We start from the raw sequence: 14518 nt of genomic DNA, 5'->3' as shown, positions 1-14518 counted from the left end.
GGAGTGCGGTGTGGGCTTAGGCCTGGTAGGTCGTGTTCCCGGAAACTTCCGGGATCTCAACCCAGTCGCCGGAACCGGCGCTGCGCAGCGATGCATCCACGAGTTCGGAGGCTGACCAGCCGTCCGCGGCGGACGGACCAAGCTGCTTTCCTTCCGCAACTGAACGCAGGAACAGCGCGGCCTCGATGGTCTTGAGGTCGTTGAATCCAATCCCGGGCCCGGGACCGGGCTGGAAGCGGCCAAATTCGCCGAAGGACGGCGGTGTCATGATGGTGCGGTAGCCGCTGCGGTCTGTGGCGAGTTCAAGCTGATTCATGCGCTCAAAGTTCCAACGCAGGGAGCCTTCAGTGCCGTAGACCTCGATGATGTATTCGGCATGGGGTCCGATGGCCACGCGCGTGGACTCGAACATGCCGATCGCGCCGCCTTCGAAGCGGGCCAGCATGGCGGTGTAATCCTCGTTTTCCACCTCCCGGGTGACGTCCGAGGCCTGGCCCATGTCGAAGGAATTCGAGGAGTTGCCGGCAGGCAGCGGCCGGTCCTTGATGAAGGTCTCCGTCACGGCATTCAGCGAGGTGATGCGGCCCACCAGGAACTGTGCGAGGTCGAAGCCGTGGCTTAGGACGTCGCCCAGGACTCCGGAGCCTGCGCGGGCCTGCTCATAGCGCCACGTAAACACCTGGCTTGGATCCGAGGCGTATCCGGTGAGGAGGCGGATCTGCACGTTGGTGATTCGGCCCAGGGCTCCGGACCGGATGAGCCGCCTGGCTTCCGCCACAGCGGGTGCGTGCCGGTAGTTGAATCCCACAGATGTGATGAGTCCTGCGGCCTCTGCGCCCTGGGCTATTTCGCGGGACTCCTGCGCGCTGCGGCCCATGGGCTTCTCAATCCAGAAGTGCTTGCCGGCTTCGATGGTGGCAAGTGCTATTTCGTGATGAAGGAAGTTGGGGGAGCAAATGGACACAACGTCCACGTCCGGGTTCTCCAGCACCTTGCGGTAATCCGTGGCCGTTTCCTTATAACCGAGTGCGTCCTCGGCATGGTGGCGACCGGCGTCGTCCGGGTCCGCGGCGATCACCAACTCAGGATGCCGAGGCAGTTCCGGAAAGAACTGCTTGGTGGCCAGGTACGCGCGCGAATGCAACCTGCCCATCCATCCGACCGAAATCAAGCCAACCCCAATGCGGTTCTGCTGTTCCAAAAGGACTCCTTAGTCTGTGCCGCTCTCAGCGGTGCTGTGCCACGGAATGAAGGCGGCATCTGCTGACCAGCCTAAGAACGCAGGCAGTGTGCGATGTGTCTCAATGTGAGACAGCTGGCGGCGGGGATGCACTGCTTTAGTGGAACATGCCAGCCACCTGTGCCTACAGAAGGAGTTCCGTCGATGATGATGGACCGAAATCAACAGCTTCGAACGGAACCCCTGCGCGTGCTCATCACGGGTGCGGCATCCGGCGTCGGGGAAGCGACCGCAAAGCTTTTCGCCAAACGAGGCGCCCGGGTGGCACTGCTGGGCCGGCGGTCGGCCGGTCTGCAGCGCGTCGCAGACGAGATCGGCGCCGGCGCGCACACAGTGGTTGCCGACGTCTCCGATGCCGCCGCAGTCAAGAACGCCGTCCGAGGTGCGATCCATACGCTGGGGGGCCTGGACGTAGCGGTCAACGCTGCTGGTGTGGCCGGGCATGTGGCCTTGGAAGACCTCAACGAGGACCGCTGGCACGACGTGCTGGAGACAAACCTGTCCGGGACTTTCTACGTTTCCCGTGAGGCCGGGCTCCATATGCGGCGGTCCGGGGGAGGCTCGATCGTGAACGTCGCTTCCGACCTCGCCGCCATGGGTGCACCCGGGCTTGTCCATTACTGCGCGGCCAAAGCCGGCGTTGTAGGACTCACCAAGGCTTTGGCCTTGGAACTGGCACCCCTTGTCCGAGTGAACGCAGTCTGCCCCGGGCCGATTGATACGCCCATGGTGCGGGCAGGCCTGGCGGCGGCGCCGGATCCAACGGAAGCCCGGAGATTGAAGGAAAGCACCGTGCCCCTGAACCGGCTCGCGGATCCGGACGAGGTGGCAGCGGCTATCTATTTCCTGGCTGTCGAAGGGACTTTTGCTACCGGAACCAGCATGGCGTTCGACGGCGGCACAACCGCTGCGTAGGAACGCCCCAATTTACCCGCCAAGACCGAACAAGCCCAAGGAGTTTAAAGGACATGGAAGAGTCGAACTACAAGGACCTCCGCAGTGCGCGATGGTTCGCACCGCACGACCTCACCGGATTCGTTCACCGCACAGCGATCCAGGCCGAGGGCTTCTCGCGCTTTGCTCTCAAGGACAAGCCGGTGATTGGAATCGCAAACTCCTGGTCGGAGCTGGTCAACTGCAACATCCATTTCAAGCTGTTGGCGGACGCCGTGAAGCGCGGCGTTCTCATGGCCGGCGGTCTTCCGCTGGAATTCCCCACCATCTCCCTGGGTGAAAGTCTGATGAAGCCGTCGGCCATGCAGTTCCGCAACCTGATGGCCATGGACGTTGAAGAGTCCATCCGCGCCTACCCGCTGGACGCCATCGTGCTGCTCGGCGGCTGTGACAAAACAGTCCCAGCCCAGCTCATGGGGGCCGCCAGTGCAGATGTACCAACCATCATGCTGACAGGCGGCCCCCAAGAGCCCGCACACTTCCGGGGGAAGCAGCTCGGGGTCGGCACAGACACCTGGAAGTACGCAGATGAGCTCCGCGCAGGGAAGATCACCGAGGCGGACTTCGACGAGCTTGAATCGGCTGCGAAACCTTCTGCAGGACACTGCAGCGAGATGGGCACGGCCTCCACCATGACGTCCCTCGTCGAAGCACTCGGCATGTGTCTGCCGGGCACTGCGTCGATCCCTGCGGTAGATGCGCGTCGCGCTCAAGCGGCGGAAGCCACCGGCCGCCGGGCAGTGGAGATGGCACTGTCGCAGGGGCCAAAGCCCAGCGAAATACTGACAAAAGAGGCCTTCGATAATGCAATCACCCTCCTGATGGCTGTGGGTGGTTCCACCAACGCCGTGGTGCACCTTCTGGCACTGGCCCGGCGGGTTGGTTATGAACTGCCGTTGGACCGCTTCCACGAGATCTCCCAACGGACCCCCCGCATTGTCAACGTCCGTCCCTCCGGCGAGTACTTGGTGCAGCAACTGTTCCAGGTCGGCGGCATCTCCGCCGTACTAAAGGAACTGGCGCCGCTGCTGAACAGGGACGCCATCACGGTCACTGGGGAGTCCCTTGAGAATGGCTACCGTTCGGCCCCCGAACCTGACGGCGTCGTGGTCAGTACTCTCGAGGCCCCTTTCGATGCTTCCGGAGGCATTGCCGTCGTCCGTGGCTCCCTCGCACCCAACGGAGCGGTCATCAAACGGAGTGCTGCGTCCAAGGATCTGCTGCAGCACAAAGGCTCAGCAGTGGTCTTCGAGGACATTTACGACCTGGGACGCAGGATTGACGACCCCGATCTGGACATCACCGAAGACTCTGTGCTGGTTCTGCGCAACAGTGGACCGGTTGGAGCTCCCGGCATGCCCGAATGGGGCATGCTCCCCATTCCCGAGAAGCTCCTGCGTCAGGGGATCCGTGACATCGTCCGGATTTCGGATGCCCGCATGAGCGGCACCGCCTTTGGCACCACAGTGCTGCACGTTTCTCCAGAGGCTGCCGTGGGTGGGCCGCTGGCGATTGTCCGGGACGGAGATCCCATTGTGCTGGACGTCGAGAACCAGCGCCTGGATTTGGACATCCCAGCCGAGGAGATCGAGAGCAGACTGGCGGAACTGAAGCTCCCGGAACCGAAATACCGGCGCGGCTACGGACGGCTTTTCATCGATCACGTAAACCAGGCCGATGAAGGCTGCGACTTCGACTTCCTCAAGGGCCTGCCGGACGAGGAGCCACAACGCTTGCCGTACGGTCTGATGAGCGGTTGGCAGGGCGGCTGGTAAACAACAGCAAACTCCAAACACAAGAACAAGCGGAGGCTGCTCCTGAGGGGCAGCCCCGGGAAGGGGTAAGTGTGTCAAGACCAAAAGTGATGGTGATTGTCCAGGAGGGCCGCCCGCGCCCTCCTGTTGAACGGTTGGAAGCCGAGGCAGATGTCGTGGTGGTGCGCACCGCGGACGAGTTCCGGGCTGCCCAGCCCGGTGCGGAGATCCTGTTCCTGAACGACTTCAGGACCAAGCTCCTGCGTGAGGTGGGGCCGGGGGAGCTGCGCTGGATACACACCTCAAGCATCGGCGTTGACAGCCTGATGACCGATGAAATCGTCAACAGCGACATCGTTGTGAGCAACTCCCGCGGCGTGTGCGAGCGGCCGATCGCAGAGTGGGTACTGGGCGTCCTGCTGATGTTCACCAAAGACCTGCGCCGCACCATAGAGCTGCAACAGGCGCGCATCTGGCAGCACCGAGAAACCGAGCCGCTGCTGGGACGGAAAGTCCTGGTAGTGGGGCCGGGTCCGGTGGGCCGCGAAACCGTCCTCCTCCTGCGCGCTGCAGGAATGGACGTCAACGTTGTGGGCCGGTCTGCCAGGAACGATCCCCAGCTGGGTTCAATCTCCGGCTTTGATGAGCTTGACCAGCTTCTTGGCCAAGCCGATGACGTGGTGCTGACCCTGCCGCTTACATCAGAAACCCGCGGGCTGTTCAACTCGTCGCGGCTCCGCACAATGCGGCCCGGGGCGCGTCTGGTCAACGTAGGCCGCGGGGCGGTGGTGGTGGAGCAGGACCTTCTTGACTCCCTTGACGCCGGACATCTGGGCGGGGCGGCACTGGATGTGTTTGAACATGAGCCCTTGGATATCGGGAATCCGCTATGGAGTCGTCGGGACATCCTGGTCTCCCCGCATGCCTCCGGCGACTTGATCGGCTGGCGGGGAAGAGTAGTGGATTGCTTTGCCCGGAATCTCAGGCTGTGGAAGGCCCGTGAGCCGCTCCAGGACGTGGTGGACCTGAAGAAGCTTGGTCCGGCTACTCCTGCCTTGGCGTCTGAAGCGCCCTGATGAAGCCATTCCATGGGGTGTATTCCGGGTTCTAGAAACGGGCCGGAATACCCCCATGGGATCCCGTGTCCCAAGCTGGTACAGTGCTCTCACGATCCCCGTCGATAGTGTGATTTAGCACTCAAAATTATTTCGTGACGAGGATTTTACATGTCAAGCACACCAAGAGGTACGACGAAGACGCCGGCCCATACGCAGGAACATAAGCTCAGCGGAAATATGGGCGTGGGCGAGCTCGTGATGAGCGTGCTCGCGTTCTCCTCGCCCTTGACAACGGTCGCAGGTTTCATCCCTGTGCTGCTGATGTTCAGCGGCCACACCGCGCCCGGCATTTACATTTTGCTGACTGTAATGCTGCTCATCTTCTCCGTTGGATTCGTGAAGATGAGCCAGAGCGTCAAGAACCCCGGTGGTTTCTACTCCTTCGTCACGGCGGGCTTCGGTAAGCCCGCCGGTCTGGGAGGGGCCTTCCTTGCGCTCTTTGGCTACATGTTCATCGGCTTCTTCGCGCCGCCGCTGTTCGCGGTAACGCTGCAGGCTTTCGTCGTCAACACCCTAATCGGCCCGGACATCCCGTGGTATTGGTATGCACTCGGAATTATCGCGGTGACGACGTTTCTCGCCTACCATCGGATCGATCTTTCGGCGAGGGTCTTGACGATCGTGATGCTCCTTGAGTCCACGGTAGTTGTCATCTTCGACATCGCCTCCTTCGCCTCGAGCGGCGGCAATATGGAGCACAGCATCGGCTTTGCCATGCCGGGGCTGGCAGACGCCGGACTGGGACTGGCTTTGCTCTTCGCTGTTGGAAACTTCTTCGGATTTGAGGCCACAGTGATCTACCGCGACGAGGTCAAGAACCCCGAGCGGACGATCCCGAGGGCAACCTACCTTGCCGTGGCCGGTATCGGCCTGTTCTATGCCATTGCGGCTTGGGCCTATATCGCGTTCCTGGGAGCTGACAACGCCCAGACTGCCGCCCAAGACAACACCGTCAACTTGTTCAATGACGCCGCCACAGCGCTGCTCGGAAAAATCTTCGCAGATGTGGGCACGATCCTTTTGATCACCTCGATTCTGGCGTCGATGCTCTCTGTGCAAAATATCGCGGCCCGGTACAGCTTCTCCCTCGCGGCCGATGGGGTGCTGCCGTCAATCCTTGGGCGGGTACACCCCCGCCATAAGTCCCCGTACGTGTCGGGGCTGGCTGTGGGTCTGGTCTGGGGCGTGGCGACCGTGATCTTCACGATCCTGGCAGTATCCCCGGACAACCTTTATCCAATCGCCAGCGGCAGCGGCAGTTTCGCAGTCTTGCTCCTGATGTTCATCACGAGCTGCGCGGTTCTCGTTTACTTCCTGCGCCGTCGTAGCTTTGCGCCGGAGTCGGTCTGGAAGACAATAGTCGCACCGCTCATTAGCGCCGGATTCCTCGGACTCATCACTTACCTGGCAATCACCAACTACCCTGAGCTCATCGGCGGATCCACTGTCTTGACGGTCATCTTCATGACGTTCACTTTCGCATTGTTTTTAGGCGGCATTGCTTACGCCCTCGTCCTGCGTGCCAAGCGCCCTGAGGTGTATGCACGGCTGGGGCGGCAGAAGGTCGACTGACAGCTCCCCATTTCCCCTCAGCGACATATCTACATCTGGGAGATTGCAATGACGAAACAGATCAGGATTGGCCTGTTCGGTACCGGACGGATCGGTCAGGTGCATGCCATGAGTTTGGCTACCTTGGACGAAGCCACGCTTGCCTGGGTATGTGACCCCATTATCGAAAGTGCCAAACGGACAGCCGCCGAGTTTGGCGGCCGTGTGAGCGACGACCCCGAGGAAGTGTTCGCCTCAGGAGAAGTCGATGCCGTCATTGTCGCCTCACCAACTGCAACCCACGTGGACCTGGTGGAGAGAGCCATTGATGCAGGTGTTCCCGTGTTGTGCGAGAAGCCAATCGATCTGGATATCGCGCGTGTGAATGCGCTCCGTGCGAAAGCGGCGGCGTCGGACGTTCCCATCGCGTTGGGCTTCAACAAGCGCTTCGACAGGCATTTTGTGGAGCTAAAGCGTCGTGTAGCAGCTGGCGAGATTGGCAGGTTGGAGCAGATGGTGATCACCAGTCGCGACCCTGGGGAGCCGCCGGCATCGTATCTTGCAGACTCGGGTGGGATCTTCCGGGACATGACCATCCACGATCTGGATATGGCGCGGTACTTCATACCGGACATCGTGGAGGTATCAGCGCAGGGCGCGAACGTTTTCAGCGAGAACGCCCGCCACGCCGGAGACTTCGACTCGGCAGTGGTTACTCTGCGCGGGTCCAAGGACGAGCTAGTGACGATTGTGAATTCTCGTCATGCAGCCTATGGCTACGACCAGCGAATTGAGGCATTTGGCTCAACGGGACTGCTGCAAGTGGGCAACAAGAATGACACGCTCGTCCGGCACTGGAGTGCCAGGGCAGTCGAAGCGATCGGTCCCTACCAGAACTTCTTCCTGGAGCGCTATGCGGAGGCCTACCGTCTTGAAGTGGCCGAATTCCTGCGCGCAGTGCGGGGACTTCCTTCGCGGAACCCGGGCTTTGAGGACGGCCGCGCAGCGCTGATCCTGGCCGACGCCGCAGAGAAATCGGCCCGGGCCGGGGTTGCGATAGAAGTGGACCATACCTAGAGGGGCCAAAGATGCCGCCTGAACTGGGCCCCGATGTTTCGCAACAGCATCTGCGACCCAGGTCAGGCTCTTTTCGCTGATCACACAGAACCAACCCAGATGAGCTGGGCGGAAAGCCGGTGTCGTCGCAGCTCATAGGCCCAGGACATGACGGCTGACTGGCTGGACGGCGTCGGTTGGCATTTGCAAACAGAGACAGGGGACCTTGGTCCGTTTGCAAAAGCCGGGCGGGTACTGCTCGACGGATACGTAGAGGACAAAGCTCCCGAGGGGACATCATGTGGGTTGTCTCGAGGGGCGAGCGTCGCCTCTTTCACAGGACGGCTGCAGCCTTCTTATAGGGAGATAAGCCGGCGTCCGGCCAATCTCGGGCCAGCACGAGCCCCTAAATCCGCTATTAATTGAAACGATCCACATGGTCTGTTCGGCATTCCTTCCCCTGTTTCAAATTGGCACACATCCCGCATTCTCGAATCCGTCAAAGTTCAAGTAAGTGAAACAGTGTGGTGGGGGTCACGCAGATATAGGGCTTCCCCGGATTACCCCTGAAACTGCAGGATCAAACAAAAATTTGATCGACCGCCGCCTAAGGTTTCACCGGTTCATTGCATAGCCCTATCGAACGAGGATGAGATGACCGACGCACCACCGGCGACCCCTCCACTGGTCGCCCTAAAGGACATACATAAGACATTCGGGGCGGTGTCCGCTTTGCGCGGCGTCAGCATCGATGTCCAGCCCGGCGAAACCTTCGCGTTGCTTGGCGACAATGCCGCCGGCAAGTCAACGCTCATGAAGGTACTCACGGGCGTGTACCAACCCGATCGGGGTTCCATCGAGTTGGACGGAAAGAGGACGGAGTTTCCCACTCCGTCGGCCTCCCGCGACCAAGGGGTCGAGATGGTGTACCAGGACTTTGCCCTGGCTGACAACCTGGATGTCCGTACCAACATTTTCTTGGGGCGGGAGCCGCAGAAGAACATTCTGGGTCCGCTGCTGAAGATCATCGACCGGAAAAAAATGGAAGCCGAAACCAGGCGGGTGCTGGAGCGGCTGGACATCCCTATCAACCCCCGGCTCAAGGTCAAGCGCTTGTCGGGTGGACAACGGCAAGCCGTTGCCATTGGGCGGGCACTGGCCTTTGATGCACGCCTAATCATCATGGACGAGCCCACCGCGAACCTGTCAGTGGCCAAGGTGGACAAGCTCATCGAGGTGACGCAGCGGCTCAAGGATTTGGGCATCGCTGTCATCATCATCACTCACCGCCTGGATGAAGCATTTGCAGTGGCCGACCGCTTCGCGGTCATGCGCCAAGGCCAGGTGGTGGGGCGCTTCCACGTAGGAGACGTCACTGAAGCCGAAGTGGCGCACCTCATCTCACACGGCACTCTGGACGACTATGTCGACAATGGGAGCGGCATTCCGGACGAGCGCCGCAAAATCGGAAGCACCTCGTCGATGAGTGTCGTTGACGCGCTGGCCGGACGCGGTACGACGAACGGGAGCGACTCGTGAGCCTCACAATGGAAAATCTGAAGACAAAGCTGGGACCGGCTGAGCTTAATGAGGAATCCGCTGCCACCAAAACCAAGCGCCTCATCGGGGATTACGGAATCCTCATTTTCTTCGTCCTCATCATCGTCTTCTTGGCTGCTGCCGCCCCGAACTTCCTCACGCTGAACAACCTGGTCAACGTCGTGCGGCAATCATCCATCATCGGATTGATTGCGCTGGGGATGACCTTCATCATGATCACCGCAGGAATCGACCTCTCTGTGGGATCCGTAGTGGGTTTGGCCGGCATGACCTTCGCGCTACTGGCCCCGGCCAGCGGAGGTGCCTTCTGGTTGCCGCTGATAGCCGGGCTCGGAGTGGGCCTGTTGGTCGGCTTCCTCAGCGCAGCGTTGGTGGTGTGGGGAGCTATCCTGCCATTTCTGGCAACCTTGGCGACGATGGCCATTGCCCGCACGGCGGCTCTGGTTATCACGGACGGGCAGGTTGTCTCCGGGCTGAGTGGCCCGGCTGAGTGGCTCGGCTCCGGGTTCATTGGTCCTGTCCCGGTGCCGGTGATTATCTTCCTCCTGGCTGCACTGCTGTGTGAGTTCGTGCTGAGCCGCACCAAGTTTGGTTCGCACGTCTACGCCGTGGGTGGAAATGAAGAATCCGCCAAGAAAGTGGGTATCTCCACAAGCCGGGTGCTTTTCACCGTCTACCTCATCGGCGGCATCACCGCCGCGCTGGGCGGCCTCGTCCTGACTGCCCGTCTCGATGGTGCGGCCCCCGTGGCCGGCACCGGCTACGAGCTGCAGGTGATTGCCGCCGTCGTCATCGGCGGGACAAGCCTGTTCGGCGGTGTGGGCACCATCCGGGGAACCGTCGTCGGCGTGCTCCTGCTGGGCGTCGTAATGAACGGCATGAACCTGCTGGGCGTCTCCTCATACTTCCAGCAAGGAGTCCAGGGCATCATCCTGGTGCTCGCCGTACTGCTGAACCGCTGGAAGTCGGACTGACCCTCACCATCGACAAACAAACCACCAATTTCCTTCACCACAGACAAAATCATTGAAAGGAACAACCATGGGAATGCGACGTAAGCTCGCCGCGGCTGTAGCAATGCTGGCCGCGAGTGCCCTCACGCTGACCGGGTGTGCCGGCGGCAGCAATGCCAGCAACGGCTCAGCCGCAGGCAAGACCTACAACATCGGAGTTGTGGTCCTCGACCTGCAGGACCCGGACCTGGCCCACATGACTGACGCCATGAAGAAGACGGCCGACGAAAAGGGCGTCAAGCTCAACATCACCGACTCCAAGAAAGACGTCGGAAGCGAACTCAACCAGGTTGAGGACCTCCTCACCCGCCAGGTTGACGCCATCATCATGCAGCCTCTCGATGGCGATGCCAGCCAGAACGCTGCGAAACGGGTCATCGCCGCCAACGTTCCGCTGTTCATCCTGTCAACCGAGTTCGCAGAAGGTGCCAACGTCGGCTACAAGAGCTACATCGGTGTCGATGACACGGTGGCCGGCGAAATGCAGGCCGAGTACCTCAACAAGCTCCTTCCCAACGGCGGCAACCTCGTCTTCGCGGCGGGCGTCTACGGTGCGTCATGGACCGACCGCCGCAAGTCGGGCTTCGACAAGACAATCAACAAGAACTTCAAGATTGTCGCCGAATTCCAGGCAAAGGGCAGCCGTGACGACGCCAAGCGCAACATGGAGGACACCCTTCAGCGCTTCCCGTCCGGAAAGATTGACGCCGTGGTGGCGAACAACGACGAAATGGCCATCGGTGCAGCCTCGGCCATTGCTGACGCGGGCCGCACGGCCGAATTCAAGGCAGTGGTTGGCGTCGACGGCACCGACCCCGCCCTCCAGGACATCAAGGCAGGGACAATTTCGGCAACTGTACGCCAGGACTCAGCCGGACAGGGCACCAAGGCAGTCGAGGTTGTCACCGACTTCCTTAAAGGCGGAAACGTGGAGAACCGCTACACGCTGCCATTCACGCTCATCACCAAGGACAACCTTTCCGAGTTCTTGAAGTAGGCAGTTCCATCAATCCAACGGGCACAGCGGATTCATCTGCTGTGCCCGTTCTGTTTTGGCACACCCCCGCGTCTACCGCAGCTGCCTACACTTCCTGCGGACCAATACGAATGGAGAATGCAACCATGCCCGACGATGACGACGGTGACACGAAACTCAGGCAGCTGCTCGCCAGGTTGAGGGATCACGGCATCCAGGTGGACGACTCTCCGCGAAGACGCTCTGAGTATTCCTACGATGCATCGAACTACCGGGTACGGCCTGCCGCCGTCGCCTTCCCGAAAAACGTCGACGACGTTCGGACAGTTTTGCGGGCATGCTCGGCCACGGGAGTACCGACCACCGCACGCGGCGGGGGAACCTCGATGGCAGGGAACGCCGTAGGCGACGGTGTGGTGATCGACCTTTCCCGCCACATGACCTCTGTGGGATCCCTCGATGCAGGCCAGGCGACGGTGTGGGCCGACGCGGGGGTCGTCCTCGGTGAGCTGCGTGCGCAGGTTGAGAAGGTCACCGGAGGCAAGCTGACATTTGCCCCAGACCCTTCTTCCCTGACGCGCGCCACAGTGGGTGGCTCCATCGGTAACGACGCCTGCGGAAACCACTCAGTAGCCTACGGCCGCATGACCCATCACGTGCAGGAGTTGGAGCTGGTCACGGCCGACGGCGCGTACCTCAGGGCGGGGCGGGAATTCCTCCGCGCTGTCGACGATAACGACACCCATTCCGTTGCCCGGGCTGAGGAGCTGCTGGAGGGCCTCAAAGCGCTGGCGGGAGCACATCTGGCGGCCCTCCGGGTGGAGCTGCAGACCATTCCCCGGCAGATCTCTGGATATCACTTGGGCCATCTGCTGCCGGAACACGGCTTTAATGTTGCCAGTGCAATGGCAGGCAGCGAAGGCACATGCGCCGTTGTCGTGCGGGCCAAGGTGGGCCTTGTGCAGAAGCCCCTGACCACGGCGCTGCTGTGCCTTGGCTACGCGAGCACTATCGATTCCGCGCGCGATGTGATGACCATCCTGGCCGCAAAGCCGAGCGCCATCGAGGGCCTGGACGTATCGATCGTGGACATCATGCGGCACCGCCGGGGAGCGGCCAGCGTCGAATCATTGCCGGAGGGCAAGGCCTTTCTCATGGTCGAGTTTTCGGATGACACCCTTCTGCAGGCGGCCGCCTCTTGTGAAGACCTGGTTGACAAGCTCAGCGTCGACGGCCGCGTCCTTGACCATTCGATCGTCACGGAACCACTGGACAGGGCCGCACTTTGGAGGGTGCGAGAAGACGGCGCGGGGCTCTCATCGAGACGGATCGATGGAGTGCAAACGTGGCCCGGCTGGGAAGATTCCGCGGTTGCACCGGAGCGTCTTGCCGACTATCTGGCGGACTTGCTCCCACTGGTAAAAAAGTACGGCTATACGGCCCTAATGTACGGCCACTTTGGTGCAGGGTGCGTCCATATGCGATTGGATTACGATCTGCGCAGTGACTCCGGGCGCAGGGTGTTCAGCGACTTCACCCGTGAAGCGGCCAAGCTGGTGGTGGCCCATGGCGGCTCGCTGTCCGGGGAACATGGTGACGGTCGGGCGCGCAGCGAATTACTTGAGGTCATGTACTCCCAGGAGATGGTGGGCATCTTCAAGGACTTCAAGCGCCTCTGGGATCCGGCAGGTATCCTCAACCCCGGGATCATCGTCGACCCGGAACCTTTCTCTGCCTCGCTGGCTTTGGAAGGAGTAGTTGCACCCGGCTCCGCCCATGGTGAGCTGACCGCAACCGCGACTGCCGCCGTCGTACCTTCCTCCGGAGACCGTACTCTGCTCCCGGTGGCGAGTCCGTTCGTCGGGAACACCCACGCATGCATCGGTGTAGGACGGTGCCGGTCCACCACTGGCGGCTTCATGTGCCCCAGTTACCGGGCCACGAAGGATGAAAAGGATTCGACCCGCGGCCGGGCCCGGGTATTGCAGGAACTGACCCGGACCCAAGGCAGCAGCAAGGACGGCTGGTCGAGCCCGGAAGTCCGGGAGGCACTGGACCTCTGCCTGTCCTGCAAGGCCTGTTCCGCCGACTGTCCCACCGGAGTGGACATCGCTGAGGCCAAGTCGGAACTGGTCGACGAGCATTACCGCGGGCGCATCCGGCCCTTCACTCACTACTCCATTGGCTGGCTGCCCCGGTGGCTCCCGCTGCTGACCCGCGTAGCACCCCTGGCGAATGTGGGGACAGCTTTACGCCCCTTCCGGCTTGTCGGGGAATGGTTGGGCATCAGCGCCCGACGGCGGCTTCCAGCTTTCGCGACGACCGGCAGGATCCGGCGACAGGTGCGGGAAGCCGGGTTCGCGGCCAACGCCGACGTCCTTCTGTTCATCGACAGCTTTACGCGCGCGTTCCGGCCCGAGGTCGTCCCGGCTGCAGCCCGGGTGCTCCGCGACACCGGCAGCTCGGTAGGGTGCACTCCGGACGCTTGCTGCGGCCTAACCTGGATCTCCACCGGGCAACGTGATGGAGCCCGACGGCGGCTGGCCAGGCTGATCAGAAAGCTCGACGACGGCACGAACCGGGATATCGTCGTCCTAGAACCCAGCTGCGCCGCGACCATCCGTGACGAAGGCCCGAAGCTGGTAGGCGGCGCGGCCGCCGCCAGGGTCGCGGCAAGAGTCCGCTCGTTCTCCGTCGCTGTTGACGAGGCCATCAAACGCGGGTGGAAGCCCACGGCGCCGGCGCCCGAAACAGCCGTGCTGCAAACTCACTGCCACGAGCACGCCGTATTCGGTTCAGGTGCCCAGAAACGCGTCCTGAAAGCCTGGGGAGTTCCGAACCTCGTGGAATCATCCTCTTGCTGCGGCGTCGCCGGCAACTTCGGTTTTGAGGCCGAGCACTTCGACATGTCCATGAATGTCGCCGAGCACTCCGTCATCGCCGCCCTCGCGAAAGGTGACGCTGACGCCCTTGTTCTCACCGACGGCTTCAGTTGCGCCATGCAGGTCTCGCAGATAGACCCCGGGCGCTCGAGCAAGCACCTCGCCGTGGCGATGGACCCTGACAATGCCAGAGAGGGAGGGTAGGTGGAATACTTCGGAATTTTCCTCATTTTGGTCGCGGCCGGGTTGGGCTTGGTTGGCCCACATGTGGACAAGCCCGCCCGTCAACCGCGAAACATGGCCAACATGCGGCGCATTCTTTTTGTACCAGCGGGTGCAGCAGCCTTTCTAATCGCCGCGGCCGGGTTCTTCATCTTCGTCACGAGCATCAGCTCACGATGAGCCCGTCCCAAC

11 protein-coding genes are annotated in these 14518 nt (G+C 61.5%); 10 read left to right on the top strand and 1 reads right to left on the bottom strand.

The features are described from left to right. Positions 1–16 precede the first annotated feature (16 nt). Entirely contained in the window at positions 17–1201 is a 1185-nt protein-coding gene (locus tag AC1DDO_RS17075) for a Gfo/Idh/MocA family protein (protein ID WP_441410126.1), read from the bottom strand. A gap of 183 nt (positions 1202–1384) precedes the next feature. On the opposite strand from AC1DDO_RS17075, the gene AC1DDO_RS17070 reads away from it, so the two are divergent. The 10 genes from AC1DDO_RS17070 to AC1DDO_RS17025 all read left to right on the top strand — a co-directional run bounded on the left by AC1DDO_RS17070 (position 1385) and on the right by AC1DDO_RS17025 (position 14506). Beyond that, entirely contained in the window at positions 1385–2155 is a 771-nt protein-coding gene (locus AC1DDO_RS17070; RefSeq protein ID WP_441410125.1) for an SDR family NAD(P)-dependent oxidoreductase, read from the top strand. Between the two features lie 53 nt (positions 2156–2208). Further along, positions 2209–3969 (top strand): IlvD/Edd family dehydratase, encoded by a 1761-nt coding sequence (locus tag AC1DDO_RS17065; RefSeq protein ID WP_441410124.1) that lies wholly within the window; start codon positions 2209–2211, stop codon positions 3967–3969. A gap of 71 nt (positions 3970–4040) precedes the next feature. Then, positions 4041–5024: a D-2-hydroxyacid dehydrogenase gene (locus AC1DDO_RS17060; RefSeq protein WP_441410123.1), complete on the top strand. Its 984-nt coding sequence runs from the start codon at positions 4041–4043 to the stop codon at positions 5022–5024. Between the two features lie 150 nt (positions 5025–5174). Beyond that, complete coding sequence (locus AC1DDO_RS17055) at positions 5175–6638, top strand: APC family permease (protein WP_441410122.1); 1464 nt, start codon at positions 5175–5177, stop codon at positions 6636–6638. A 48-nt stretch (positions 6639–6686) separates the two neighbouring features. Beyond that, positions 6687–7694, top strand: coding sequence for an inositol 2-dehydrogenase (gene iolG, locus AC1DDO_RS17050; protein WP_441410121.1), 1008 nt, complete (start codon positions 6687–6689; stop codon positions 7692–7694). 633 nt (positions 7695–8327) lie between these two features. Further along, entirely contained in the window at positions 8328–9212 is an 885-nt protein-coding gene (locus AC1DDO_RS17045; protein ID WP_441410120.1) for an ATP-binding cassette domain-containing protein, read from the top strand. Then, positions 9209–10207, top strand: coding sequence for an ABC transporter permease (locus AC1DDO_RS17040; RefSeq protein WP_441410119.1), 999 nt, complete (start codon positions 9209–9211; stop codon positions 10205–10207). The genes AC1DDO_RS17045 and AC1DDO_RS17040 overlap by 4 nt, the downstream gene beginning before the upstream one ends. Positions 10208–10274: 67 nt before the next feature. After that, positions 10275–11243 (top strand): sugar ABC transporter substrate-binding protein, encoded by a 969-nt coding sequence (locus tag AC1DDO_RS17035; protein WP_476884064.1) that lies wholly within the window; start codon positions 10275–10277, stop codon positions 11241–11243. 125 nt (positions 11244–11368) lie between these two features. Continuing rightward, positions 11369–14308 carry an FAD-binding and (Fe-S)-binding domain-containing protein gene (locus AC1DDO_RS17030; protein WP_476972355.1) on the top strand — a complete coding sequence of 980 codons (2940 nt, stop codon included), beginning with the start codon at positions 11369–11371 and terminating at the stop codon, positions 14306–14308. Beyond that, positions 14309–14506, top strand: a complete 198-nt coding sequence (locus AC1DDO_RS17025) for a hypothetical protein (protein ID WP_476884062.1) — start codon at positions 14309–14311, stop codon at positions 14504–14506. The last annotated feature ends 12 nt before the right edge of the window (positions 14507–14518 follow it).

It is taken from the genome of Arthrobacter sp. 10N43, from assembly GCF_056394525.1.
The sequence above is the reverse complement of the archived record's forward strand: the minus strand, read 5'-3'. Positions and strand labels throughout refer to the sequence as shown.

Coding starts and splice junctions, on each gene's coding strand:
- AC1DDO_RS17030 (WP_476972355.1), top strand. CDS start 11,369: ATGCCCGACGATGACGACGGTGACACGAAACTCAGGCAGCTGCTCGCC.
- AC1DDO_RS17070 (WP_441410125.1), top strand. CDS start 1,385: ATGATGATGGACCGAAATCAACAGCTTCGAACGGAACCCCTGCGCGTG.
- AC1DDO_RS17045 (WP_441410120.1), top strand. CDS start 8,328: ATGACCGACGCACCACCGGCGACCCCTCCACTGGTCGCCCTAAAGGAC.
- AC1DDO_RS17065 (WP_441410124.1), top strand. CDS start 2,209: ATGGAAGAGTCGAACTACAAGGACCTCCGCAGTGCGCGATGGTTCGCA.
- AC1DDO_RS17035 (WP_476884064.1), top strand. CDS start 10,275: ATGGGAATGCGACGTAAGCTCGCCGCGGCTGTAGCAATGCTGGCCGCG.
- iolG (WP_441410121.1), top strand. CDS start 6,687: ATGACGAAACAGATCAGGATTGGCCTGTTCGGTACCGGACGGATCGGT.
- AC1DDO_RS17055 (WP_441410122.1), top strand. CDS start 5,175: ATGTCAAGCACACCAAGAGGTACGACGAAGACGCCGGCCCATACGCAG.